Annotated in this window: 18 protein-coding genes and 1 pseudogene; 13 read left to right on the forward strand and 6 right to left on the reverse strand. The window is 43.0% G+C overall.

Annotated elements, in window-relative coordinates; translation table 11 throughout:
* The first annotated feature begins 624 nt into the window (after positions 1–624).
* The 5 genes and pseudogenes from ACWNM1_RS22050 (at position 625) to ACWNM1_RS22070 (ending at position 5694) form a co-directional block, all read left to right on the forward strand.
* Positions 625–1341, forward strand: a complete 717-nt coding sequence (locus tag ACWNM1_RS22050) for a hypothetical protein (protein ID WP_449602665.1) — start codon at positions 625–627, stop codon at positions 1339–1341.
* Between the two features lie 248 nt (positions 1342–1589).
* Positions 1590–1875: pseudogene (locus ACWNM1_RS22055) on the forward strand (aldo/keto reductase); the annotation flags it as partial.
* Positions 1876–1967: 92 nt separating this feature from the next.
* Positions 1968–3947, forward strand: coding sequence for an ATP-dependent DNA helicase (locus ACWNM1_RS22060; RefSeq protein ID WP_449602666.1), 1980 nt, complete (start codon positions 1968–1970; stop codon positions 3945–3947).
* 461 nt (positions 3948–4408) lie between these two features.
* Positions 4409–5452: a YeiH family protein gene (locus ACWNM1_RS22065; protein ID WP_449602667.1), complete on the forward strand. Its 1044-nt coding sequence runs from the start codon at positions 4409–4411 to the stop codon at positions 5450–5452.
* A gap of 92 nt (positions 5453–5544) precedes the next feature.
* Complete coding sequence (locus tag ACWNM1_RS22070; RefSeq protein WP_449602668.1) at positions 5545–5694, forward strand: hypothetical protein; 150 nt, start codon at positions 5545–5547, stop codon at positions 5692–5694.
* A gap of 76 nt (positions 5695–5770) precedes the next feature.
* On the opposite strand, the gene ACWNM1_RS22075 is transcribed toward ACWNM1_RS22070, so the two are convergent.
* Complete coding sequence (locus ACWNM1_RS22075; protein ID WP_449602669.1) at positions 5771–6187, reverse strand: MarR family winged helix-turn-helix transcriptional regulator; 417 nt, start codon at positions 6185–6187, stop codon at positions 5771–5773.
* A 136-nt stretch (positions 6188–6323) separates the two neighbouring features.
* Between ACWNM1_RS22075 and ACWNM1_RS22080 the strand changes: the two genes are divergently transcribed.
* On the forward strand, positions 6324–6782 hold the full coding sequence (locus ACWNM1_RS22080) for a DUF2798 domain-containing protein (RefSeq protein WP_042186683.1): 459 nt from the start codon (positions 6324–6326) through the stop codon (positions 6780–6782).
* A 92-nt stretch (positions 6783–6874) separates the two neighbouring features.
* Positions 6875–10966, forward strand: coding sequence for a choice-of-anchor I family protein (locus ACWNM1_RS22085; protein WP_449602670.1), 4092 nt, complete (start codon positions 6875–6877; stop codon positions 10964–10966).
* 73 nt (positions 10967–11039) lie between these two features.
* On the opposite strand, the gene ACWNM1_RS22090 is transcribed toward ACWNM1_RS22085, so the two are convergent.
* Positions 11040–11969: a MerR family transcriptional regulator gene (locus ACWNM1_RS22090; RefSeq protein ID WP_449602671.1), complete on the reverse strand. Its 930-nt coding sequence runs from the start codon at positions 11967–11969 to the stop codon at positions 11040–11042.
* 235 nt (positions 11970–12204) lie between these two features.
* Between ACWNM1_RS22090 and ACWNM1_RS22095 the strand changes: the two genes are divergently transcribed.
* Positions 12205–13998 carry a methyl-accepting chemotaxis protein gene (locus tag ACWNM1_RS22095; RefSeq protein ID WP_449602672.1) on the forward strand — a complete coding sequence of 598 codons (1794 nt, stop codon included), beginning with the start codon at positions 12205–12207 and terminating at the stop codon, positions 13996–13998.
* A gap of 359 nt (positions 13999–14357) precedes the next feature.
* On the opposite strand, the gene ACWNM1_RS22100 is transcribed toward ACWNM1_RS22095, so the two are convergent.
* Both ACWNM1_RS22100 and ACWNM1_RS22105 read right to left on the reverse strand, forming a co-directional pair.
* The gene (locus ACWNM1_RS22100) at positions 14358–15302 is read right to left on the reverse strand and encodes an NAD-dependent epimerase/dehydratase family protein (protein ID WP_449602673.1); all 945 of its coding nucleotides are present in this window, start codon (positions 15300–15302) and stop codon (positions 14358–14360) included.
* Between the two features lie 509 nt (positions 15303–15811).
* Positions 15812–16660: an RNA polymerase sigma factor gene (locus ACWNM1_RS22105; RefSeq protein ID WP_449602674.1), complete on the reverse strand. Its 849-nt coding sequence runs from the start codon at positions 16658–16660 to the stop codon at positions 15812–15814.
* A 182-nt stretch (positions 16661–16842) separates the two neighbouring features.
* On the opposite strand from ACWNM1_RS22105, the gene clpP reads away from it, so the two are divergent.
* Entirely contained in the window at positions 16843–17424 is a 582-nt protein-coding gene (gene clpP, locus ACWNM1_RS22110) for an ATP-dependent Clp endopeptidase proteolytic subunit ClpP (RefSeq protein WP_449602675.1), read from the forward strand.
* Between the two features lie 18 nt (positions 17425–17442).
* On the forward strand, positions 17443–17652 hold the full coding sequence (locus ACWNM1_RS22115; protein ID WP_231573413.1) for a hypothetical protein: 210 nt from the start codon (positions 17443–17445) through the stop codon (positions 17650–17652).
* A gap of 39 nt (positions 17653–17691) precedes the next feature.
* On the opposite strand, the gene ACWNM1_RS22120 is transcribed toward ACWNM1_RS22115, so the two are convergent.
* On the reverse strand, positions 17692–18687 hold the full coding sequence (locus ACWNM1_RS22120; RefSeq protein ID WP_449602676.1) for a LacI family DNA-binding transcriptional regulator: 996 nt from the start codon (positions 18685–18687) through the stop codon (positions 17692–17694).
* A gap of 272 nt (positions 18688–18959) precedes the next feature.
* Between ACWNM1_RS22120 and ACWNM1_RS22125 the strand changes: the two genes are divergently transcribed.
* A complete protein-coding gene (locus tag ACWNM1_RS22125) occupies positions 18960–20681 on the forward strand; it encodes a glycoside hydrolase family 13 protein (protein WP_449602677.1) in 1722 nt (573 codons plus the stop codon).
* 68 nt (positions 20682–20749) lie between these two features.
* Here the strand turns inward: ACWNM1_RS22125 and ACWNM1_RS22130 are convergent, their stop codons facing one another.
* Positions 20750–22636 carry an LTA synthase family protein gene (locus ACWNM1_RS22130; protein ID WP_449602678.1) on the reverse strand — a complete coding sequence of 629 codons (1887 nt, stop codon included), beginning with the start codon at positions 22634–22636 and terminating at the stop codon, positions 20750–20752.
* Between the two features lie 351 nt (positions 22637–22987).
* On the opposite strand from ACWNM1_RS22130, the gene ACWNM1_RS22135 reads away from it, so the two are divergent.
* Together ACWNM1_RS22135 and ACWNM1_RS22140 are read left to right on the forward strand one after the other, a co-directional pair.
* Entirely contained in the window at positions 22988–24469 is a 1482-nt protein-coding gene (locus ACWNM1_RS22135) for a stalk domain-containing protein (RefSeq protein ID WP_449602679.1), read from the forward strand.
* A gap of 166 nt (positions 24470–24635) precedes the next feature.
* Complete coding sequence (locus ACWNM1_RS22140; protein WP_449602680.1) at positions 24636–25280, forward strand: DUF5808 domain-containing protein; 645 nt, start codon at positions 24636–24638, stop codon at positions 25278–25280.
* Positions 25281–25454: the final 174 nt, after the last annotated feature.

The raw sequence follows: 25454 nt of genomic DNA on the forward strand, positions 1-25454 counted from the left end.
TCTGCAACTTCGCTATTCTTGCTCAATCTAGTTATCGAGTCTGCGGATGGTTCTGGTGATACTTTGCGGCGTAGGTAGTAGCTTGGAGGAACTTAGTTTGCTGAATTTGGAAGCGGGCTATAAGAGTTCTTATGGAAGAATATTAATTAAGTATGCTCGACTAGGAAGGCTACTTCCGTATTTTGTAGATGCCCTATTTGATTCGTTGAAAAAAAACTTTCGGAAGACAAGAACATAGTCCCTTATAGGACAAGAACTTGGTCCCTTTGCCGATTCCCCCACTTTTTCCGGTATAAAAAATCCACCCATATAAATGAGTTCATCAATAACCATGTTTTCTTACATAATTAACGAGATTGGTCACTGACTTCGGTCGTTCCGCCCACCTATGTGTCCGAAGCAACCAGGTGCGCGGCGCACAGCAGCTGGTCACGCCGCCGGCACCGATTTACGTAGCTCCCGGTAGTTGTAGATTTCCCCGTTAAAAATAAGTGATACTTCCGCCCGGCTCATTGTGCATCGGCTGCGAACCTTGAATTCATAACGGTTTACTTAGGAAGGGTATCACTTCAACTCATCCATGAATAGGCTGTAGTAATAAATTGAATCATGGAGGTATCCCAGATGACTTTTGGGAACGAATATCTAAACAGCCAGGCTAATTCATCCGTATACCCTTGCTTTACCCGTTACAATTCTTTCCCTTACTCTCATTACTACCATCTCTTCCGTTCAGAAAGCAGTCTGGCAGATCTACCCTCGGACAGCGAAAACACCAAAAAAGAACCTTTAAATGGTTATATGAACGATAATGTATGCAGTGGGCAGGGGATTAAGCTAAATACCGGAGGAGAAGTAGGCGGTAAACACGGCATTGGTTTAAATGCTGGCGGGAATTTAGCCTTAGGTAGCATGGGGATGTATGCGGGCGGCCATATGGGCACTCCTTCATATGGAATCCATTCGCAAGGCAATACTCATCTGGACAGCAGCCAGGGTCTAGGGCTCAATGCCGAAGCCCAGGCCTTCGGCAAGTACGGGATTGCGGCTCAAGCAAAAACCCAAATAGATGGCGGTCAAGAGGCAGGTTTTCATACGGGGGCGCAGGTCGGAGGAGAGCACGGTATGAGTGCTGATGCCGAAGGACACTTGGGGTTCAGTCAAGGCGCAGGACTGCAAACCCATTTGCAGCTTGGTGGCGAAAATGGTCTCGGCGCCCAGGCCAAGGCACAACTCGGCGGTGGTCAAGGAGCAGGCTTAGGAGTTGTCGGACAGGTAGGCAAATATAATGGAAAGTTAGGATTTAATTTCGGCGGCAAGGACAAAGAAACCAAGGAGTAAAAGTAATGGGACCATGTTCCTGTCCATTAACGGCTAAGGGATCAAGTTTTTGTCTGGAGTAAAGGACAAGAACTTGATTCCTTAAAATACAAAAACCGCGCGAGGCTCGGGTTCTTATAGGACTATGTTCTTGTCCCCTGACAAAAACTCAAGAATGAGTTGTTTTCAGTAATCATGCTTTTTAAATAAAAGCCTACATAATTTTTCAGTTCTAGATCTTTTGGATAATCAATGGATACTCGTAATTGAGCGTAAATCAGGTTGAGACACATCCGTTTAACCAGCAAATCGAAAATGCGAAATTTATGAAAGAAAATAATGTTCAAATCGAGTCATGGGCGCCTTTTGCTGAAGGGAAAAATAACTTGTTCCAGAATGAGATATTAATGTCCATAGCTGAAAAATATAATAAATCCATTAAGCCAAGAAGATATGGACTCAATTACTACGCTAGATACGAATCAGAGTTTGTTCTTTTCACATCGGGATCCTGAAATGGTGAAATGGATTGGTACTCGTAAACTCGATATCTAACCTATTTTCGAACGAACTACTTTGTAATTACTCCAATCTTATGAGATAATAGAGTTTTTCCGTTGATTCTATTTTTCATGGCATAACGTAATATGCCTGATCAAATATTGGAGGTAGGCTTGTTGGCGACACAGTATCCTTTTGAATATGATCGGACCAGACCTTTTATGGAGCAAGTAGGGGAATGGGTCGGCGACGTATTCTATGAAATTCTTCCTGAGGCAGGATTTGAAGTTCGTGATGAACAGATTTACATGGCGTTTCAGGTGGAGCGAGCTTTTGCTGAGAAGAAGACGATTTTTGCTGAGGCAGGGGTCGGTACGGGTAAGACTTTAGTGTATTTGTTATATAGCATTTGTTATGCGCGGTATATGGGTAAACCTGCGATTATCGCTTGTGCGGACGAGTCCTTGATTGAGCAGTTGGTGAAGCCAGAGGGTGATATTGCCAAGCTTGCGAAGCATCTGAATATGAATATTGATGCCAGATTAGCGAAATCTCCAGATAAATATATGTGTCTGAAAAAGCTGGATCATGCTCGCAACAATGATGATGGGAGCTTGCCGCTGGAGAGTTTGTATGGTTCTTTACCTGATTTTGTACATTCTCATGCACCGATGCAGCAGTTCCATGCCTATGGCGACCGTAGGGATTATCCAGATCTAAATGATGAACAATGGAATAAGATCAACTGGGATACGTTTCAGGATTGTTTTACTTGTGATATGCGTCATCGCTGTGGACAAACGTTGTCCCGTGATCATTACCGGAAATCAAGCGACCTGATCATTTGTTCCCACGATTATTACATGGAGCATGTCTGGACTTATGAAGCGCGTAAACGAGAAGGTCAAATTCCTCTGCTTCCAGAGCATTGTGCAGTTGTTTTTGACGAAGGGCATTTGTTAGAATCTGCCGCCATGAAGGCGTTAGGCTATAAAATGAAGCATGTTGTCTTTGAAGAACTAATCTCTCGTCTGTTACAGAATGAAATTCGTGAAACGCTTGCTGTTCTTATCGATGAAGCGATTATGCAAAGTGAGCAAATGTTTAAACACATTCGTCGTCAATGCCGCACCATTCCTGGATCGGATCGAAAAAGCATTGAGCTAAATGCATCGCTAATCCGTGAGGTGCATCGCATGCGTAGTGTAATTGCCGCTATTGAAGAAGAATTAGTATTCGAAAGTGGACTGTACACGATTGATGAATATCAATTGCGGATTGTGGAAGAACGTTTGGAGACCATAGAGATCGCATTGAGGTTGTTTGAGGATTCAGGTGCATTAATTTGCTGGGCGACAGAAGATAGCGATGGCTTAACGCTGTCGGTCATGCCGCGTAATGTTAAGGAAGTACTTCAAGACAGCTTATTCACGCAAAAAATGCCAATCGTATTCTCTTCGGCTACATTGTCCGTGGATAAATCATTCCAATACTTGAAGGATAGTCTTGGGATACACGACTTCCTGTCTTTCTCTGTAGACTCACCTTATGATTATGAGCACCAGATGAGTATCTATGTACCTGAGCTTCAGAGCGGTGATTTTGCTGAGAAAATGAAGATCTCCCTGAAGCTTATCCAGCAGACAGAAGGAAGAGCCCTGTTGTTATTCCGTACTCGCGAAGAACTTCTGCAGTTCAAGCAGCTCAGCTCGCAGAGAGCAGAATCCAGCAAGTATTCTTTCCTCTATGAGGGGGATCAAGAGATCAGCTATCTGATCTCAGCTTTTCAGCGGGATGAGCATAGTGTGCTTTGTGCGGTGACGCTGTGGGAAGGATTAGATATACCAGGACCTTCACTATCTAATGTGATCATTTGGTCGCTGCCTTATCCTCCGCTTGACCCTGTATTTATGGCAAAACGTGCGGAGACTTCCAATCCTTTTGAAGATGTGGATTTACCTTACATGCTGCTAAGACTTAAACAAGGAATGGGACGTCTGATCAGAACGGGTACGGATCAAGGAATTGTGACGGTACTTGCGGAAGCTGAAGGCCAACATCCCGTTCACGAGTATATAACTTCTGTACTCCCGAAGGGAACTAAGCTCCAGAAGCTTGAAGTGTAAATTTAAAAAAATTAATATAGGAACACAATTGCTCTTTTGGAGAGGTGGATGCTTCGGCATTCTCCTTCTCGAAGGAGTTTTTTTATGTGAATGTGAGGAAATAAAGTAGCTAATTGAGATGACGGGTAGAGGATAAACCTGCAAAAATACATCTTTTATTGATATAAGCAATCGCTAACCGACTTATTCATGGGGATCTGCAGTAATACTTGCGTCAGAATTCATTTTCAAGTGATAGTATACCGGATCATTATCAGTCGCAGATGGGGAGAGCGAATAACATTTAATAACGAAATGGCGCTCAATGAGTTTTTGCATGGATTCAAGCATAAGGATTCCTAATCTTACGGATAGTATATTGGTATTTAACTTTCGAGCCATGGCGTATTATTGTTGATTCATGGGGGAAGGGAAATACATACCTCCGTCATCTAGAGATTCATACAAGGGGTGTACACGACATGGGGGATTCACAGGGAATATACCAATCGAACAATAAGAAACAAGTTGGTTTTGCACTTGGCATTGGGTTAACCTTAATCATTGCATTAGTCGCAAAATATTTAGCAGGCTTTCCTTTTCTCTCTATTATGGGCCAATTGGTCATTGCCATCTTAATCGGAATTATTTGGCGGGCAACCGTCGGAGTGCCGGGTACGATCACCCATGGCACTGATTTTTCCAGCAAAAAGCTGCTACGTCTAGGGATTATCCTGCTCGGTATGCGGTTGAATTTAATGGATATTGTTGCTGCAGGTCCACGGGTATTTCTACTGGCTGTGATTGTGATCGTATTTACGATCTCTGTTGTATACGGACTTGCCCGGCTATTCAAGGTTGATAAGCGACTCAGTATCTTAACAGCCTGTGGAACAGCGATCTGCGGTGCGGCAGCGGTGGTGGCGATTGCTCCACAAATCAAAGCCAAAGACGACGAAACTGCGATTGGCGCAGCGATAGTTGCAATTTTAGGTACAATATTCACGTTGCTATACACATTTTTGTATCCTTTACTAGGCTTATCGAATCTAGGCTATGGGGTTTTCTCTGGAGCTACCTTACATGAAATTGCTCACGTCATCGCAGCAGCAGATGCAGGCGGGAGTGCAGCAGTAGATATGGCGGTTATCGTCAAATTGACTCGGGTGGCCTTACTCGTTCCTGTCGCTATCTTAATTGGGGTTTGGACCAATCGTGCAGAAAGAAAAGTGCAAGGTGGACTCTCTAAAGCCTCATGGAAAAGCATTCCTATTCCTTGGTTTATTCTAGGCTTCTTACTCGTCAGTGGTGTGAATTCATTAGGGATCGTATCAGCATCAGTGGCAAATGGAATTGTAACGATAGCTTATATGCTAATCGCTATGGCGATGGCTGGACTTGGTTTAAATGTTGACTTGGCGGCATTTAGACGACTGGGGATGAAATCTTTTGCAGCAGGGCTTATAGGTTCTTTCTTGTTGTCCTTAGTTGGATTTACACTAGTTCACTGGTTTGGTCTGGCGTGATCTTTATTATTCAATTGGGTGTGTACTGAATAATCTAAGTCCAACCAAAGGTAACAGCAATAATTATAGATATTTAATGGATTCGGACACCTGTGAAAGGATTGTTTGCTGTAGGTCTTGAATCTGAAGGCGTGTTGTTTAACGATACTTATGTTGGAAACGGCGTTGGTATTGGGTACTCCTTTACCTCGGGTCGTCTTGGCGGGGAGAGCGCGGCAAAGAGTGCTTTGAAAGCTAATTAACGACAATTTCCCGGAAAATAATTGAAGATTTTTAAAGACGCAGAGTGGAGAACCCTGCGTCTTTTTTTGCTGGAGCTTAGAGCCATTCCTCTTTTAACAAAGATTTGAGATGCTCTACGTTAGCTGCCCCAAGCTTGTTAGCGATTCTTTGCTCTAATTCGATTTTGGTGATCATCATTCTTTGATTGCATTCGATACCCTTCTGGGTAAGGATGATGTTTTTGTCACGTTGATTTCCTTTGACCTCCACGGCTTCTACATAGTTGCTGGATAACAGTCCTTGAATACTTTTATGCGTACCCTGTCTTGAAATATGAATAATTCTACTGATTTCCGAGATCGTGAGCATTTGATGTGTTTCAAGAACTGCTAGGATATGGGATTCAGTCTTATTAATTTGATCCGGGTCTTGGTCAGTAACTATTTTACGTAAGGCTAGATGTTTCTCACTAAGTAAATCAATAAGATTCATTTCTTGCAGATGGTTATCCATGTGAACACTCCTAAATCATCGCTCATTAATCCAAGTATAAGTCATTTGTATTCATTGTCAACTTAGTTGACTTAGTTCGAATGGCTGTGATATTGTAATCCAGGTTGACAATACTGAAGATAAAAGGAGCTTGAAGATGGGAAGAAACAAAAAAGAAGCATTATTATTTACGTTCATCATGTGTGCTTTGATGGTGCTGGGTATGAGCATTTACAATGTAGCGCTGATGGAGGGCTGGTCAGGTACGTTAGTTAAAGATGTGATCATCGGCTACGTACCTGCGTTTGTAGTTGCATTTATTCTGGATGTCTTTGTTGTAGGGAAAGTTGCGAAAGGGATCGCACATAAGCTGGTAAAAGAGAATGATCCGATGATCAAAAAAATCATGTTCATCTCCTTTTTTATGGTGACCGGAATGGTGCTGTTTATGTCCTTCTATGGCGCAGTTCTTCATGTAGGGTTCACCTCAGCACTACCGATGGCTTATCTGTCTGCGATAGGTAAGAATTTCATTGTTGCACTTCCACTGCAAATTCTATTAGTCGGGCCTCTTACACGATTTATATTTGTGAAAATTACTCCTGCTACTGCATAGAGAATGTTTACATCACCATTACGCAAATCTGCAGGTTAGGTAATACTATTACTCTATATTGATAGAAACTATCAATAGGAGTGAAAATCTACTTGAAACCCACAGGTAAAGCTATTGTTTCTCTTATGCTAACAGCAGAGATGTTGTTAGGTTCCGCTTGGATGGCAGGTCCAGCAGTGGCTGCATCCGTTCAATCAGGTACGCCTTATACGGCAGACGGTCAATACAATGTGAAGATTCCTCATATTATTGTTAATCAAGTTTATGGTGGGGGTAACACTGCCGATGCATCAGGTGGATTTTTCTCGAAAGGTTACATTGAATTATATAACCCAACCGATTCCGATGTGAGTTTAGTAGGTTGGTCTGTACAATATTCGGATCCTAAGCTCGCAGGACAATGGAGCAAGCTGGATTTGAACGGAACCATTAAAGCTCATTCTTCTTATCTCATCACCGATGATGCTAACAACAAGGATCACAAAAACGATATTAGTACCAAAGGCGATCAGTTATGGCCGGGGATGTATTTTAATAACAATGGTATGAAGGTTGTTCTACTAAGTAGTACAGACTTGTTGCAGGTTGTGAATCCATTTCAAACAATGCCAAGTAACTACGTGGATATGATTGGTGCAGCGTCCAACAATAAAAATGCAACGATCGATGGGTATGAAGTGGACTATCCAACTGGTGATACCGGAGGTATCTCTAAGAAAAAGTCAGTCCGTCGCGTTGATTTCGTGGATTCAGACAATAACAAAGCAGATTTCAAACAAATTAGCTTTGATACTCTGGATGCTTCTTCTCTGGCATTGTTTAAACCTCATAACAGTGCGGATGGACAATGGAGTGTAAAAGTGCCAGATTTAGGCATCGCTACCAAGAATCTTTCAGAAGCAAAAGTCGGATCGCCTTATTCGGTATCATTGTCCGTTTATGGGGGAGTACAACCTTATTCTTTTGAAGCTACGGGTTTACCGGACGGACTATCACTCGATGCAGCATCTGGGAATATTAGTGGAACTCCGACGAAAGTAGGAGCGTCTACCGTCAGCATCGCTGTGTATGACAGCTCGACGCCCCGGAAGAAGACAGAAGCTATATTACCACTGAATGTGGCGGAAGCCGCAGCACCTTTGACTCCAGATCTACTTAGTGTAACTAAGATCGGCGGATACGCTGTAGGCGTGACCAATAAAGATGGCGGCGTGGCGGAGATCGTGAAATTTAACCGTGATAACGGCAAGTTCTACCTCGTAAATGGTTCATCTCACCCTGCAACAGTCGATATTGTGAATCTCAAGGACCCTTCTAATCCGCAAAAAGAATATAGTATTAATGTAGAACAACTATCCGAAGTGGATGGATTTACATACGGAGACCTGACCAGTGTAGATATCAACACCGCTACTAAACGGATCGCTGTAGCCATTCAAGAAGAAGATGCTATGAAGAACGGTAAGGTTCTTGTACTCGATTATGATGGTAAATTGTTGGCTTCTTATGAAGCTGGAGTTCAACCGGACATGGTGAAGTTTACCGATGATGGCCTTTACATTTTGACAGCGGACGAAGCTGAACCACGCACGACTGTCGGTGATCCTGAAGGTAGTGTAACGATCATTGATACGCTCAAGAACACTTCGATTCAGGTAAAGTTCGATAACCCTGATGTAATTGACGATCTTGTCCATATTCGTGGAGTAGCCGATCCGGTAACTAAACAGATTACGGGCAAAGGTGAAAAAAAGGATGCGATACGTGATCTGGAGCCGGAGTTTGTGGTGCTTTCTGATGACCAGACCATTGCTTATGTAGCGCTTCAAGAGAATAATGCTATTGCTTCCATCGATATTGCCTCCAAGCAGGTTCTATGGGTTAAAGGATTGGGGTTCAAGGATTTAAGCCTTCCTAATAATGCTCTGGACTTGGTAAAAGATAATAAAGTGAATTCAGAAAATATTCCATTCTTCGGTACGTATATGCCTGATGGTATAGATCAGTACACGGTCGGAGGTAAAACTTATCTGTTCACGGCCAACGAAGGTGACGCAACGGAATGGGATAGTAAAGTGAACGTGAGCTCAGTCAAAAAAATGAAGGGCTCATTAGATCCGGAATCAGATGCGGCTAAGTTTCTGAATAAAAATAAAGATAAATATGATAGTGTAGAAGTTATGTCTGACATGGGCAATGATGGGATTTACTTGTACGGTGGCCGTTCATTTTCTATTTGGGAAGCCGATTCTATGGAACAGGTCTACGATAGTGGCAGCGACTTTGAAAAGGTTACCGGAGAACGCCTGCCAGAATATTTCAATGCAAGCAACAGTAACACGACCATGGATAACCGTAGTACCAAAAAAGGACCTGAGCCTGAGTATGTCAAGGTAGGCAAGGTTGGACAAAAAGCGCTGGCCTTTATTGGTCTTGAGCGAATCGGTGGTCTGATGACATATGATGTGACGAATCCAGAGGAACCGAATTTTGTGAACTATATTAATACACGTCAATTCACACCTGCGAACACCATTGAAACGGACACTGGTCCAGAAGGTATCGAATTTATTTCGGCAACATCAAGCCCGACTGGATTGCCATTAGTACTCGTAGCGAATGAAGTTGGTGGTACTGTGGCCATTTATCAATTGAATGTATCGAAGGTAACACTGAATCGGACTTCTTTGTCATTGAAGGTTGGCGAGGCTTCAGCAACGCTTGAGGCTAGCGTAGTTCCTGCTGAGGATGGATCGAATGTGGTAACTTGGAGTTCTTCGAATCCAAGTGTTGCTTCCGTTGATAACAACGGAAAGGTCACTCCCTTGGTAAAGGGAACAGCGGTTATCTCCGCTTATAGTGCAGATGGTTATGGCGTAGCTGAATCTACTGTGACCGTATCCGCAGCAGATCCGGTGATTTCAAATCCGGGACCTGGTACAACGGTAACGACTAAAGATCCAGTTAAACAGGCGACAACACCAGCTGTAACCACAGAAGGGAATAAGATTATCGTAGAGGTTAAGGCTTCAGCGGATGCAGAAGGTAAGTTAGTTGCCTCCGTTACTTTGGATATGGTTACAGAGGGTCTTAAGTCTCTGGCGAATAATGCTAATGGTCAGTTGATATTCCGCTCTAAGGTTGATGCAGCTTCAGGTGAAGTTCAGCTTAACTTCCCATCGAGTGCTTTTGCGGCACTTGCAGGTAGTACTGCAAAGTCAGTTGTATTTGAAGCAGGAGCGGGTACGATAACGTTGGATCGTAATGCACTCTCGGCTGTGCACACAGCAGCAAAGGGTGAGGACATTAAGCTGTCCATCGGCAGTACGGACACGGATGGGAAAGGCAAAGCTCAAGCTGTGGTTGGCAGTCGTCCAGTAATAAACCTGGCGATTTCAGCTGGCAGTCAGCGTCTATCTAACCTAGGTGCTGGTTTTGCGACAATAACAGTGCCGTATACACTAGGAGCAAATGAAGATGCTAATGCAGTCGTAGCTTATGATTTGAGGAATGCGGGGCAAGCGGTTGTACTAGCAGGCAGTAGCTATAACGCAGCAAAGGGACAACTGAATTTCCAGACTTCACAATTCTCCACGTATGCAGTAGGGTACAACAAAGTGAGCTTCTCTGATATTGGCAGCAGCTTTGCTAAAGATTCTATTACGTATTTGGCAGCTCGTGATGTAATTACCGGCATTGGTGAAGGTAAGTTCGGAGCTAAGAGTCAACTAACCAGAGCAGATGTTACCTTGCTCCTAGCTCGATTGGCTGGTGTTAATCTGGGCGCAGAAGGAGCAGGAAACTTCACAGATGTTAAGGCTGACGATTATTATGCGGCAGCGGTAGCGTGGGCTAATCGCAAGGGAATTGTTACCGGCGTGAGTGATGGACAGTTCGATCCAAGGGCAAATGTAACTCGTGAGCAGCTCTCTGTCATGATCATGCGATTAGCGAAAGCTATGAACTGGACATTGCCTGTAAGTGGCGACAGTTCAGCTTTTGCGGATCAGAAGTCGATAAGCTCTTATGCTCTTGAAGCAGCCGCAGCTGCTCAGCAGGCAGGAATTATTTCAGGCAAGCCTGTTGCAGAAAGTACGGGGCTTAACTTTGCTCCAAAAGATACAGCGACTCGTGAAGAAATAGCTCAAGTGTTAGCGAAGCTGTTAAAGCTGAGTCAATCTTAAACGATCATCATATTTCTTGATGACAATAGAAACGCTCTCCAATGCCATGATGGGCAAAGGAGAGCGTTTTGTTTTATGCTCTCTTTTTTACAGGTTCGAGCAGATTTAATACATACTCATTTCCGCTGCCTTTGGGACTATCGTTACGGATATGCTCCTCAAGACATAATCTTGAATCGTGGTCAGCTTGATAATCAAGGTTATTATCCAAAAAACTCATCAGTGCTTGCCAGGAGCCGTAGATATCATCACTGCTTTCCGTCATCGCATAGAGACCGCCGTCGAACCGCATCTCTTTAAGGTGGATTGGTATTTCTACATTTTCAGGAATGGAGGCACAGAATCCATAGCCATAAGGGTTATTCTCACCACTAGGGTGCGGATTTGTATTCCCGCCAAACAAACGTGCCGTCCCCAAGAGATGGTTAGCTTCCAACCATTCCAAGACAGGTTGCATAGCTTCATCCTCTGGAGATGTACTGACTGCAATATTATAAGCAAATCTCATAGGTGGAAGTGTAATGAATCTTACATGGATAGGTGGAGAGTGTTTAATTGTTGTCATAGATAGAACCTCCTCATTCTCATTCAATTCATCCAATGTATTGCATGATTCTTCATTCAGCTCAAATAACAAATGGTTAGTTATGGACTCCTCCGTACGTCCGGATATTAATTGTAATAAGAAGCGGATTTCGCGATCTTTTTGTGTGAGCTCGGATTTCTCATTATGAATGGAAGCGGATTGCTGAAGAAGTGTTTCATACAAGGACTGTACGGACATGTTCTTTAGAACGGTTCCGATATCTTTAATACTAATATCAAGCTTTCTTAATAATGCAGTGATTTGAATGGCAAGGATTGCGTGCTCATCATAAATTCGCCAACCCGAGCTAGCCTCACGGTGACTTTCAAATAATCCTTGTGCTTCCCAGTGACGCAACGTCCGACTCGTCAGTCCGATTTGCGTAGAAAGCTTATCAATGGTCACAAATCCACTCATAGACAACTCCCGTTCTATAGATTGATAAGGCGCCCTATGAGAAGTATTTTAGCACTTAACGTTACGTCAATTGCAATAGGATAGTTGTGAACGTGTACTCGACAAAATTTACATTTCTCATACAAAACTGTGTCCGGTATTTAATGTACAGCTTCTACAATTTAGATATTAGTAAAAAGTACCTATTGCCATATGAGGCTTTATACGGAGGATGATATTGTTGAAGGCTAGGTCTATGCATCTATCAATGAAGTGGAAGTTGATCTTGAGTTTTTCTGCCGTGGTATTATTCTTTCTAGGGGTAGCGCTATACCAAAACTATAAAATCAATCAAGTAGAAATCTCTATGGAAACACAAAAAATGGAGATGGAAAAAAGAATTACGGTATCCACTATTACTCAACTGCTTCAAGAAATGAACGGTGTGGAGACCTCTCTAGCAGGCTCTAGCGATTTAGAGTTTACCCAACCTTTTAAGGACAAGCAGACAAAGTTAATGGAAGAATTGGGCAAAGTGAAGTTTGAAGCAGATTCGCCAGCGTCTAAGGAATTAGAACAATTACATAATCAAGTTGGAGGATATACAGGCTATTTTGACGGATTAGTGAATACCATAAAGGACGAGCAGCTTGATCCCATGGCCGTTCTGGAACGAATAGATGAACTACATACGAAGGCATTGGCTATGAATAAAGCTATGCTGGAGACCAATGAGAAGCTATATACCGCTGCAGCAGAGAACGCAGAGAAGGCTCAAGACTATTCTTTTGATTTGTTAAATCTGACTAGTTCTATGGGGGCTTATGCAGCAATACTAGTATTCATTTTCACACTTATTATTGCTGTTATGCTTATTCGTTCCTTCCTGAACCCTATAAATAAGCTGCAAGTAGCGCTACGTAAAATTGCTGAGGGAGACTTGCGGCAGCAGATTAATTCGCCATATAACGATGAGCTAGGAAGTCTGAGTCATCATTTTGACCATATGGTGTTGCGGGTAAGAGAGATGCTTCAGCAGACCCAATCGGTAGCGTCATCGCTTGCGACTTATTCGCACTCTTTTCAACAATCTTCATCGATCACCGCTCATACGAATCAAGAAATCGTAAGCACAATACAGGAAATCTCTGTAGGCGCTGAGCAGCAAGCCGGACAATCGGAGCAGAGCGCAAGCTTGATTCAGGAATTGGAACGGGAAGTTCATGAAATTACGGAATATACCGAGGTTATGCTCTCGACAAGTCAAACGGCTAATCACAATACTCGAAAAGGTTCCGAGTCCGTCATCGCTTTGCGCGAGGTATCAGAGCACTCACGTGAGTCTGTGAATAAAGTATATCTTGCTTTAACTAAATTGAGCGATCAATCGAAGGATATCTCCAGAATTACCAAATCGATCACAAATATTTCAAAGCAGACCAATATTCTCTCACTAAATGCAGCAATTGAAGCAGCGCGGGCGGGAGTTTATGGGAAGGGCTTTGCTGTCATAGCAGATGAAGTGAGACAATTATCTGATCAGACCAAAGAGTCCTCCGTACATATCAGTCAGATTATTAACGAGCTGCAAGCAGGGATGGATGAATTTCAGCAATATATGCTGGAGACTAAAGGAAACCTTGAAGAGCAGGATCAAAAAGTGGCAGAAACGTTGTCGTCTTTTGAAGCAATAGATCAGTCGATCGTTGAGATTAGTAAGCAGATTGGGCAAATCCATGACAAGGTAGATATGACACAGACTATGAATCGTAGACTCGCAGAGTCTGTTCACAACGTGGCTGCCATCGCTGAGGAAACTGCGGCAGGGGTTCAGGAAGTGAATGCCTCTAGCGTACAACAGGACAACGCGATCCACGACATTGCCCGCCAAGCCGTTGAGATTAATGAAATTTCGCAAAAATTATTCAAGGAAATCAACGTCTTCAAGATTAATTCGGACATAGTAGACGAGATTATCGCTGGAGAGGACAGTGACTCACCTGGCGATGAAACGCCTGAGGAGCGCTCTTATTTGACAATCTCCGCATAGGTAGGGAGAGGTTTGCTTCTTGATCGGATGCACACATATAGGGAGTGACTTGATTTGCTAGTTCTGTAATATTAAAAGGTAGCTAAGAGGGAGACTTCTGGTTGCCTTTTTTGTGGTTAGTTGTATTTAATACAGCTATTAAAGTTTGTGTTTTCTGCTATGAGTGTTTAATTGCACTTAGTGCAATTATTTCTACGAGAATTGGCTGTTAGTGGTGTTTAGCTAGATTTTAATTGCACAAAATACAACTAAAGTTGAACCTAAGCCTGATTGGCCTGATTTAGTTGTATAGAGTGCAATTATTTAAATATTCGCAGAGGTTTTGTACAATGAAAAAGCTGCTCTATCGTAGATGAACTCTACTTTGGAGCAGCTTTTTTGTCGTTTAGATAAATGAGGGAGGATGAAGGCGTATATTCCTCGTAGGTGTTGTTCAGAGAGCTAACCAGCTCTGGGAGCCAGTTCTTTAGATTGAGAAACTTGTACCCCGCCGACTGGGCTTTTGTCGTATCCATAAACCAGGATTGTTCAATTCCGAAGGGTGACATATGCTCGTCTGCGGTTTGCTTCTGGATGATGGCGTGTTTCTCTGTTTCTTCTTCAATCATTGTGAGAATATCCTTAATTCTAACCGTACCGTCTGAGCAAGCGTTGAACGGTCCTGCCATAGTAGAGCTACAGCCTAGCCAGTATAGGAAATCAGCAGCTTCATCCGAACGGATAAAGGAGATATGTGCTTCGGGATTCGGTATACCAATAGGCAACTCATTACGGACATGCTCAATATGAAAATGAAGTCTTCGCGTATAATCATCTATGCCCAGCACAATTGGAAAGCGAACCGCAGCGACTGGAAAGCTAGCCTGCTGCATGAAGACGGCTTCCGCCAGTCTTTTTCCTTCTTGATAGGTGAAATCATTTCGCCCTCCGTGGCGGATAGGGTAAGTTTCAGGATCGAAAATGTCCTCGGTCAGTGCTTCTTCGCTGAAATCATAGACGGATAAACTTGAGGTGAGGATATACCTTTTCGTTTTACCATCAAAAATCCGGCGTGCCTGATCCGCTTCGTCCGGTGAATAACAAATATTATCGAACACGACATCCCATAGTGTATCTCCTACCGTCTGAGCGAGCTCGTTGGCTTGGAAACGGTCCGCATGGATCCGGTGAACGAGATCTCCAAAGGAATCGCTAGTTTCCCCGCGTGTAAGTATCGTTATATCGTTTACGGAATCCTGTAGCAATCGTTCAACTAACCTTTTTCCAAAAAAGCGCGTGCCGCCTAAGATAAGAATCTTCCTCATAAAATATCACTCCTAACTAGCATTAATGTTTATTTATAAGTCTAATTAAAGGTTTCCGTAGAAAGCAGGGGAATTGTGCCTTAAAGAGTGATGAGTGGTGATGAATGAAACATAAAGATATGTGAGGAGATTTCATTAGTGTGATTGTACTTTGTGCAATAGAATTTAAACTATATAGGACATAATTTGATTCTATTGCACTTTATACAATCAAAAGATGAGAAATCGACTTAAAAGTCACTTTTATTAAGAATCTATTGCAGATAGTGCAGTAGATTCGTTTTTTAGCGTTGATTTCATGGATTCTGTTACACATTTTGCAACGTCACTAGCTCAAAGCTAAAACATCACCCAACTATACAACTCATCAAACTGACCTAACTCACAAAACACACCTATCTCATCAAACTCACACTTTTCAAAACTAATATTTGTTCGGTTATAACGTAACGTAATGTGCTTCATTTAGCTAAGCTTACTCCAGTATTATGAAATAGCGTCACGAAAGACTAAGCCACCATCCGCATTCCTGGCTCGGAATAGTTCCAGCCCATAGAGTTGAATCCGCCAGATTGGAAAGGTTGAACGCTTTGGAAGCTCTGTAAGCTTTGGCTGGACACGGCCATTACAGTTTCTTGACTTTCATCCACAAGGACAAGCTCAATCAGCTCGGGGATTTGTCCTTGTTCATAGGCGGATGCAAGACGATTCAAGGCAATCTGTAGTTCCGTATCCTGCAGTATGGAGGGGCCATTAGATTGAAGAAGCTCTTGTCTGACTGCAGGGAGGGCTTGGCGGGCTCGATGCAGAGCAGCTTTGATAGCTCCTTCTGTGGTGTCGAGGATTTCGGCAGCTTCGCTTCCGGAGTGCTCGAAAACATCGCGGAGCAGGAACACCGCTTGCTGCAGTGGAGACAGATGCTTCTGTAAGGCTTGAAAAGCAGCCTCAATCTCAAATAAACCATACCCTGCTGCTTCCTCTGTCCGTGGTTGATCCATTTCCAGCACTCGTGACAATGTGGCTTTTCGCCGCATAATATCTGTCCAGGTATTTCTGGCAATCCGCAGGAGTAGCGCCTCAGGATTCGGATGATTCGTTAGCGAGCTGAAATTCGTACGACTTGTATGTTCTGAATTGTTGTTCATTTGACTTGTATCGTTCATATCGCTCTTCAGCTTCGAATGTTTGGAAGTCTTCATATAGCCCAGTGCTTTGACCCACGTATCCTGAGCCAAATCTTCGGCCTCCCACGGGGATTGTGTCAGTGCAAGGCAATACCGCTTCAGGGCCATTTGCAAAGACGTGGTATGATTCTCATCCGGTTCATGGCCGGCGCTAAGCTTCTCAAGGCTGATCACTCTGCATAACCCCTTTTCCGGTAAAGTGCTTTCGGTTACTTCTAATAATAAACGAATGAGCTCCAAATTAAGATACGCAATAATAAAAATAATATTTTGCCCGCTTAACGTATCCTATCCATAGACTAATCCGTTTACAGGGTAGATTTCAAATAAAATAAACGGATGGAGGTCGCATACGCATGGCGTACATTCCTTATGTCATTGAACAAACGAATCAAGGGGAAAGATCCTACGATATTTATTCGCGGCTCTTAAAGGACCGAATTGTGTTTGTAGGGGCGGAGATTGAGGATCAATTAGCGAATAGTGTTGTTGCCCAATTGCTGTTCTTATCAGCTGAGGATCCAGATAAAGATATACACATGTATATCAATAGTCCAGGGGGTTCCATAACGGCGGGATTCAGTATATATGATACGATGCAGCTTATTAAACCGCAGGTGAACACCATTTGCACAGGGATGGCGGCTTCCTTTGGTTCACTTCTATTGCTAGCAGGGGCCAAGGGTAAACGTTATGCGCTGCCAAACAGTGAGATCATGATACATCAGCCGCATGGTGGAGCGCAGGGTCAGGCCAGTGATATTGCGATTAGAGCCAAACGCATTCTGAAGCTAAGGGAAGTGCTTGTCCAAATTACAGCGGACCGAACCGGACAGACGGTGGAAAAAGTACTACAAGATATGGATCGGGATTATTTCATGTCAGCCGAGGAAGCAGTGGAGTACGGGATTATCGACAAAGTTATCACAAATCTGTAAGTCGAAGGAGTGAAGTGAATGATGCTGGAAGCTTTGCAGGGCAAAGAGGTAACCATTTATTTTGTAGATGGCTCTAACGCTAGAAAAGGCATTTTGGAAACGGTAACTGAGAAGTTTATTAAATATCGGACAGAATTTGAGGAGCTGTATATTCCCATGACTTCCGTCTGTTCCATCACACTAGATACTAAAGGACGGGAACGCGCCCGTGTAGGATTTACACAATAACCATTATCAGATTTAAAAATAGGGTTAGGGAAGCTTTCCCTAACCCGTACTTTCACGAATTGCCAAATAATGAGCTACATTTGCATGATGCTGAATACCAGTCTCCCCTTTAATCAGCTTGATTAAAGTTCGGGTAGCAGTCATTCCAATCTCCGTTCCGGAGTATTCCACCGAGGACAGCTTGGGGCGAACGACAGAAGCGATAAAGCTATTATCGAATCCGAACACCGCAACATCTTCTGGCACCCGAATACCGTTATCGATCAGAAAATTCATCGCCCCTACAGCTATCCAATCTGTGGAGCAAAAAACCGCAGTAGGTAGCTCCCCGCTATCCTTAATCCGGCGCATAGCGTCACTTCCATCTTCTACGGCCATTCCACTTTCTACTACCCATTCTTCTCTTAAGATAATGCCTGCATCCATAAGCGCTTGTTGATAGCCGCGATATCGATCGCCACCCACTGCATTATCTCCAGATACCCGGATCATGCCGATACTTCTATGTCCTTTTTGAATCAGATAAGTGACGGCTTCATAGGAAGCGGTAACATTATCCAGATGGACAGAAGGGATCGAATCAATCTGAGATTGCTCTCCAACTAACACGCAAGGTGACCCGGATTTCTGGATAATCTCCAAGTGCTCCTTACTCGGAACCGACCCTACATATATATAACCCTCCGTCCCCATATGATGGAATAAGTTCAAATAATGAAGTTCACTATTAACACTTCCGTCTGTTAACCCGACCAAAACATCATAACCATATAGCTCGGCGAGATCACGTATGCCAATATTGAAATCATCAAGCACGGTATTACTGTTCTGCGGAATAATGACACCAATCAGAGGTGTATCCGATCTACCTGCATCTGAACCGATGACATTAGGACGGTAATTCATTTGTTTCATGGCTTCCAATACACGCTTACGAACTTCCTCGTTAACGGGTTTGCTGTTATTGACAACCCTTGATACGGTAGCTATCGAAACGTCAGCCATTTTGGCTATATCTTTAATTTTTACCTTCAAGAATATCACCATAACTTTCCAAGCTTGTAATTGTTCTAGAATATATCGCAAGCATATCACGGATAGCTTCAAGAATCCAAAAGATTGTTATTGACCAGGAAAATAAAAGATCCTATAATGATCGCATAGGAAAATAATTTCCTTGAATAAACCCTGAATAGATGGTTTTTTAGTCGATAATCTTAAGTTTTATTATGAAAATCACTAATTCGTGAATTGAATAGGAAAATATTTTCCTGAGAGGGTATATGAATACGAAGGAGCTGCATACATTGAACAGAACATGGTGGAAAGAAGCCACAGCGTATCAAATTTACCCACGGAGCTTTATGGACAGCAATGGCGATGGTGTTGGAGATCTGCAAGGAGTCATCTCAAAACTTGACTATTTACAGGACCTTGGCATCAATGTCATTTGGATTTGTCCTATTTATAAATCCCCGAACGATGATAATGGATATGATATTTCAGATTACCAGGATATTATGGCGGAGTTCGGCAGTATGGCTGATTTCGATCAGCTATTAAGCGAGGTTCATGCACGGGGCATGAAGCTGATTCTGGATCTTGTCATTAACCATACTTCAGACGAACACCCTTGGTTTGTTGAAGCGCGTTCAAGCAAGGACAATGCTAAACGTGATTATTATATTTGGAGAGATCCTAAGGACAGAAAGGAACCGAATAACTGGGAGAGTATCTTTAGCGGTTCGATCTGGGAGTTTGACCATGCTACAGAGCAATATTTCATGCATGTATTCTCCAAAAGACAGCCTGACCTCAACTGGGAGAATCCTGAAGTACGTCAGGAATTATACGGTATGGTCAATTGGTGGCTAGATAAAGGGATCGACGGCTTCCGAGTGGATGCTATTTCACATATTAAGAAAATCCCAGGTCTTACTGATCTGCCAAATCCCGATAATCTACCGTTCGTTTCGTCCGGCGCGGGTCATATGAATCGGGAAGGAATTCACGATTTTCTACAGGAGCTGAAAGAGGAAACATTTGATCGTTATGACATTATGACCGTTGGTGAAGCGAGTGGTGTTAGTGTCGATCAAGCGGAAATGTGGGTAGGCGAGGAGCATGGCAAATTCAATATGATTTTTCAATTCGAGCATTTAGCCCTTTGGAATAAGAGCGTTACGGGTGGCTTGGATGTTCTTCAGCTGAAATCAGCACTTTCCCGTTGGCAAAAAGGTCTTGAGGGTAGAGGCTGGAATGCATTATTTATCGAGAATCACGACCAACCGCGTTCAGTTTCCACTTGGGGAAATGATGGTGAGTATTGGAAGGCATCGGCCAAATCGCTGGCTACGATGTATTTCCTAATGCAAGGAACACCGTTTATTTATCAAGGTCAAGAAATTGGGATGACTAATGTACGATTTGATTCCATGGATGATTATGATGATGTGGCGATGAAGAACCTGTATCGTTTAGAGACAGAAGCCGGAAAATCACATGAAGAAGTCATGGAGGTTATCTGGAAGAACGGCCGCGACAATTCTAGAACGCCAATGCAATGGGATGTCTCTGAGAACGCTGGTTTCAGTAGCGGCAAGCCTTGGATGAAGGTCAATCCTAATTTCATGGAGATCAATGTGGAGCGTGCGAAGCAGGACCCTGATTCCATCTATCATCATTATAAAAAGCTAATCGCACTTCGGGCCGCTAATCCTATTACCGTTTATGGAACCTATGATTTGATCCTGCCTGAAGATGAACGAATCTACGCTTATACTCGTACACTTGGCAATGAGAAATTGCTGGTCATGTCAAACCTGACTCCAGAGGAAGCGCTGTTCGACCTTCCGTTTGATTTGGAATTTGACTCCAGTGAGTTGCTGTTGAATAACTATGAAGTTGACCCTGCCGAGAAGATCGAGACAGTGGCATTACGTCCTTACGAATCTCGTGTGTATATGCTGGTTAACGCACCTGTAGAGCAAGAGGCAATTCGTGAGAGTGTGCCTGCAACAACGGTTTAATTATTTTAATAAACGCAAGAATGCCCCTCGGCCAATGGCTGAGGGGCATTCTTTTTATTAAATATCAATTATTTGCTCGGTTCGCCATCATCCGAAGAAGGTAAATCAGGCCGTTGCAGAATATAACTATTAGACATATTCAAGAGCCGCTGAACGGCATCAAACTGCGCTTGTGTCGAACCGCCCTCAGTTTCAGATCCGTCGATTAGATTATAGTTATTTCCATCATCGTAATCGACACCAGTCAAGTATAAGCTTGTGTCATTAATAAAAGAACCAGTAGGAAGAAAGTGTCTAACAGGTAGCAGATTGGTCTGTTGATTCATGAGATCTTCTCCGAAGTGGAGCTGGTCCTTCATAGAAATCCCTAACAGATTAGCTACAGTTGGTAAGATGTCAATCTGACCGCCAGTTTGGGTATACACATTAGGTTGGTCTAAGCCTGGGGCATGAACAATGAAAGGAACGTTGAACATATCGGTATATCCATACTCGTGTCCGACCATTTCCTCCATTAATGATTTCTCATTGCCGTCAAGGGAATACAGGGATACACCTTGATGATCTCCGTAGAAGACAATCACGCTATCTTCCCATAACCCGCTGGACTTCAGTTGGTCTAGGAATTGTCCCATGGCGTAATCCGCATAATTTTGGGCTAAAATATAGTCGCCGACCAAGGTCCCTTCGTACCGTTTAGGCAGCGTCATTTTAAATTTAGATTCTGGCATTTTATAAGGGTGATGAGCACTCATAGAGATGACCATCGCGTAAAAAGGATCGTCTTTAGCATCCATTTTGATTAATTCAGGAACCGTCTTGGCAAACAGTACCTCATCGGAAGATCCAAATGCGATATGATCATCATCTCCATAGAAGGACTGATCGTAGAATTTATCAAAGCCTAGCACCTTATATAAGGTTTTGCGATTCCAGAATTCTACGCTATTGGTGTGAAAGGTGGCCGTGTTATATCCATTAGCTTTCATCAGCTTAGGCAGACTTGGAAGTTCCTTAGTCATATAGTTGGACGAAGTGGCTACTTCGTGATGAGGAACATATAGCGAGGTGTTCACAACAAACTCAGCATCCGATGTTGTTCCTTGCCCCGCATTTGTATAGAAGTTATTGAAATAATGTTCGCTTGAAATAAGTTTATTTAGATTGGGAGTTACTTCCTGTCCGTCAATGTTTAAGCCAAGCAGGAAATTCTGAAAAGATTCCATTTGCACTACAATGAGATTTTTACCTTGAGCCGCTGCCCAATACTTTGGAGAGACTGGCTCCGTAATCCCCTTTGTAGCGTCCACAGACTGCTGCGTAATTTCTTTGCTGTCGATCATTTCTTTCTTTTCTGTGGTGTCGGCAAAAATGGTATATACCTCGTAATTGAGAATCCCCATACTCTCTGCCTTTTTGTTCTCGTTCATACTGGCATGATTCGGCCAAATATTAAAGACACAGATCGCAAGTGAAACACTGATGATTCCAAGCAAGGCGGTTCGGTTCATACGCCGGTTCATGCCTCTTTCTTTCCAGATCGCAATATATTTGGGACGGAACATAAAGAACATGAAGACTACAATATCCACAAAAATGAACAAATAGTAAGGATCAAGCAAGGAGTATGTGCTTTCTCCGACCTTGGTTACCTTATCTGCCTGTTGCAAAGCATGGTAAGTAGCAATTACGCCGTAATACTTGTAATACATCAGGACGGCAAAATAAATCACTGAAATTAATAAGTTCGCAATCATGTAATACAGAAACTTCCGTTTGGAAGCCATCCACTCAATGAGTCCAAAGACGATAAAGAAGAACGGGATCTCTGTGAGCAGCATGCTCCAATTAGGACCGTCACTAAATACCACGAACCAAGCCACTGCGCATTTTAAGAGCAGGATGAAGCTAAAAATTAGAAAGGGTTTGTTTTTGATCTGAAAATCTTTTTTCACTCGTTATCATCCTCTCTGGTGCAAAACACACTAAAACCTTGCATAACCCTGTATGTTGTGGGAATCCGTTGCAATATGCCGATGCCTATTATGCTCTTGAAGTTTTCGTGTGTCAAAAGACGGACGAGAGACCTAGAGGGCAGCAACAAGCGATTTAAGCCACATAACGAGGAGAATTCAGCTTCAATCCTAAACTACAGATAAAATGCGTATAAATTGATTTAAAAAATTACAGTTTCTCGCAACTTTACATAATATTCCACAGTCTATATAAGGAGAGTGAATACAGCGGAGGTCCAGTTGGTGCTGACCAATTGTTTGACTCCTCTAATGCCAAAGGAGTGATTATAAGTGGGAAGACAAATTTCAAGCTTTAAAATTCAGATAAGACGAATAGGTAGTGTAGTTGTCGGGGCAGCAATTATCCTGGCTGCAGTCTCTCCATTAATAGTTAAGGCGGACAGTGTAGTGAGTTTCCCGGATGAAAAGAAGTTATTGTCTGGCATTACAGGGCTGGACGCTGGTGACAGAAGTGCTTATGCCATCACTGCAGATGGAACAGCCTGGGCTTGGGGTGGTGGATACGGCTCTATTGGTAATGGGGCAACCACACCAGCGTATACTCCCGTCAAAATGCGTATCGATCATGTAAAGCAAGTTTCAGGTGGCTACCGTCATACCTTGATGTTGAAAGACGATGGAACAGTGTGGGCAGTAGGGGGGAACGAACATGGACAACTTGGCACTGGAGCGCAGTCCTCGACAGTCCTTGTAGAGCCGGTTCAAGTGAAGGGGCTAACGGATGTGATTTCTGTTTCAGCAGGAGACACACATAGCTTAGCGCTTCGAAAAGACGGAACGGTATGGGCGTGGGGAGGCAATGAGCAAGGAGAACTCGGTGATAATTCGGGGAAAAACGGGCTAACACCGGTGCAGGTGAAAGGGCTACCCTCCATTTTAGCTATAGCTGCAGGATCGAATAATTCAGTGGCACTTGGGAACGGCGGAGAGGTGTGGGTATGGGGCTCATCTAAAACTAGAGGCATTAAAAAGGATGCGGTTCTAAAGCCTACCCTACTTAAAGGCGGCGGGGAGTATAGAGCTGTTGATACGGATGGGTGGAGTGGAGCAGCTTTGAGATGGGATGGTACTGTTTGGTTATGGAATAATTACACAGACCAGGGTGAAACTTTACAGCCGATTCAGATTCCAGGACTCACAGATGTCGTGTCGATGACAACGGGCTCAGCGGTGAAAGCTGATGGGACCGTATGGCAGTGGACAGTTGGCGATAAAAATAAGATAAATGTTAAACAGATTAGGGGTATTCAAAATGCAGTTTCGATTACCAGCGGGAACAGAAATCATTATGTGCTCTTAAAAGACGGTCATGTTCTTGCATGGGGAACGAATGAATTTGGACAGACTGGGTTGGGGGTTAGAGATTTTATGATTGACACGCCTCAGCCAGTGAAGAAATCGATACAAGTCCTGTTGAACAATAGTGAAATGGATCTGACCATGCCTCCTTTACTGCTCAACAATTCTACTTACGTTCCTTTAAGAGGAATATTTCAGCAAATGGGAGTGGATGTACGTTGGGACGTTCCATCGAGATCAGTTATTGCCGTAAAGGAATCTACATCTACTACGCTGATCTTAAATTCAGTTAATGGACAAACGACAGTGAATGGAAAAGTAATAGCCACAGATCAAAAGCCAGTCTTTATTAATGATAGTGTATATGTACCTTTAAGACTGGTGAGTGAGATGTTAGGCGCTAAGGTAGAATGGGATGCCGAAGCTTATGCTGTTCAAATCCATTCGAATTAAAATAGGGGTATTTTGACATTAAGTATTGTTTGTATTAGTGATACTAATACAAACAATACTTTTTTTGAATGGAAGGATAACATGATTATTACGCTTGATTTTAAAAGTGGTACGCCAATCTAAGTACAGCTTCGTAATGAGATCGTGTAAACAAAGCGTATGGAGTTTGGGGATCTTCTTATTCTCCGTTATTCCGGTGACAGGTATTTTTTATGTACATAATAAATTGAAACAACTTGAAGCTGCGCTGCTAAAAGGTGATCATGAGATACTTTACACGGATGATGATGAATATTGGATCAATGGTACAACGTATAATAACCCCAATGATCGCTCTGTAATGGTTCCGAAGCGTCTTGGGATTGGTACTACGATTAATATTGGGACAAAAACGGGTAAGAGTATATATTACGGCCTCTTTGTATTCGTTGCATTGCTGTTGATCGGGACGGGTTGGATCGGCGTTCAGACTGATTTCTCAACACCTACTTTAACTACAGATACAAATGGAAGGATCTCGATTGAATATCCGATGTACAATTACAGCTTTGCCATGAAGGATGTGCAAGAACTGACGCTGGTGGACAGCTTACCAAGAGGCCGAAGAACAAATGGTGTTGCGACGGATACAGTAGCCATTGGAAACTTTAAGTTTGACGGGTTTGGAAAAAGTAAGGTCTATCTTGTGAAAAATTCTCCGCCGTATATTGTGATTAAATTGCCAGATGTATATGTGCTCTACAACAATAAGGATGCCACTGAAACTGAACGTCTCTACGCCGAGTTGAAGGGTGGTGAGGTTTCACACTGAATTTAAAATAAATCGTATGAAGTAGCCCCCTATTGTGATAGAATAATCTAGTTGTCCTAGTTTCCGGAAATTTACTCCATTCCAGCGATTCTTATGATATATAAAGGTGGATAATCGAGGAAATATGAGCATTCAAGAGTATTAACAAGAATCCTTGAAGATTTTACACAATAA

This window comes from Paenibacillus sp. Marseille-Q9583 (assembly GCF_976954365.1).

Excerpts from the sequence above, each read along its gene's own strand:
- ACWNM1_RS22050 (WP_449602665.1), top strand. The coding sequence starts at position 625 with ATGACTTTTGGGAACGAATATCTAAACAGCCAGGCTAATTCATCCGTA.
- ACWNM1_RS22060 (WP_449602666.1), top strand. The coding sequence starts at position 1,968 with ATGCCTGATCAAATATTGGAGGTAGGCTTGTTGGCGACACAGTATCCT.
- ACWNM1_RS22065 (WP_449602667.1), top strand. The coding sequence starts at position 4,409 with ATGGGGGATTCACAGGGAATATACCAATCGAACAATAAGAAACAAGTT.
- ACWNM1_RS22075 (WP_449602669.1), bottom strand. The coding sequence starts at position 6,187 with ATGGATAACCATCTGCAAGAAATGAATCTTATTGATTTACTTAGTGAG.
- ACWNM1_RS22080 (WP_042186683.1), top strand. The coding sequence starts at position 6,324 with ATGGGAAGAAACAAAAAAGAAGCATTATTATTTACGTTCATCATGTGT.
- ACWNM1_RS22090 (WP_449602671.1), bottom strand. The coding sequence starts at position 11,969 with ATGAGTGGATTTGTGACCATTGATAAGCTTTCTACGCAAATCGGACTG.
- ACWNM1_RS22095 (WP_449602672.1), top strand. The coding sequence starts at position 12,205 with ATGCATCTATCAATGAAGTGGAAGTTGATCTTGAGTTTTTCTGCCGTG.
- ACWNM1_RS22100 (WP_449602673.1), bottom strand. The coding sequence starts at position 15,302 with ATGAGGAAGATTCTTATCTTAGGCGGCACGCGCTTTTTTGGAAAAAGG.
- clpP (WP_449602675.1), top strand. The coding sequence starts at position 16,843 with ATGGCGTACATTCCTTATGTCATTGAACAAACGAATCAAGGGGAAAGA.
- ACWNM1_RS22115 (WP_231573413.1), top strand. The coding sequence starts at position 17,443 with ATGATGCTGGAAGCTTTGCAGGGCAAAGAGGTAACCATTTATTTTGTA.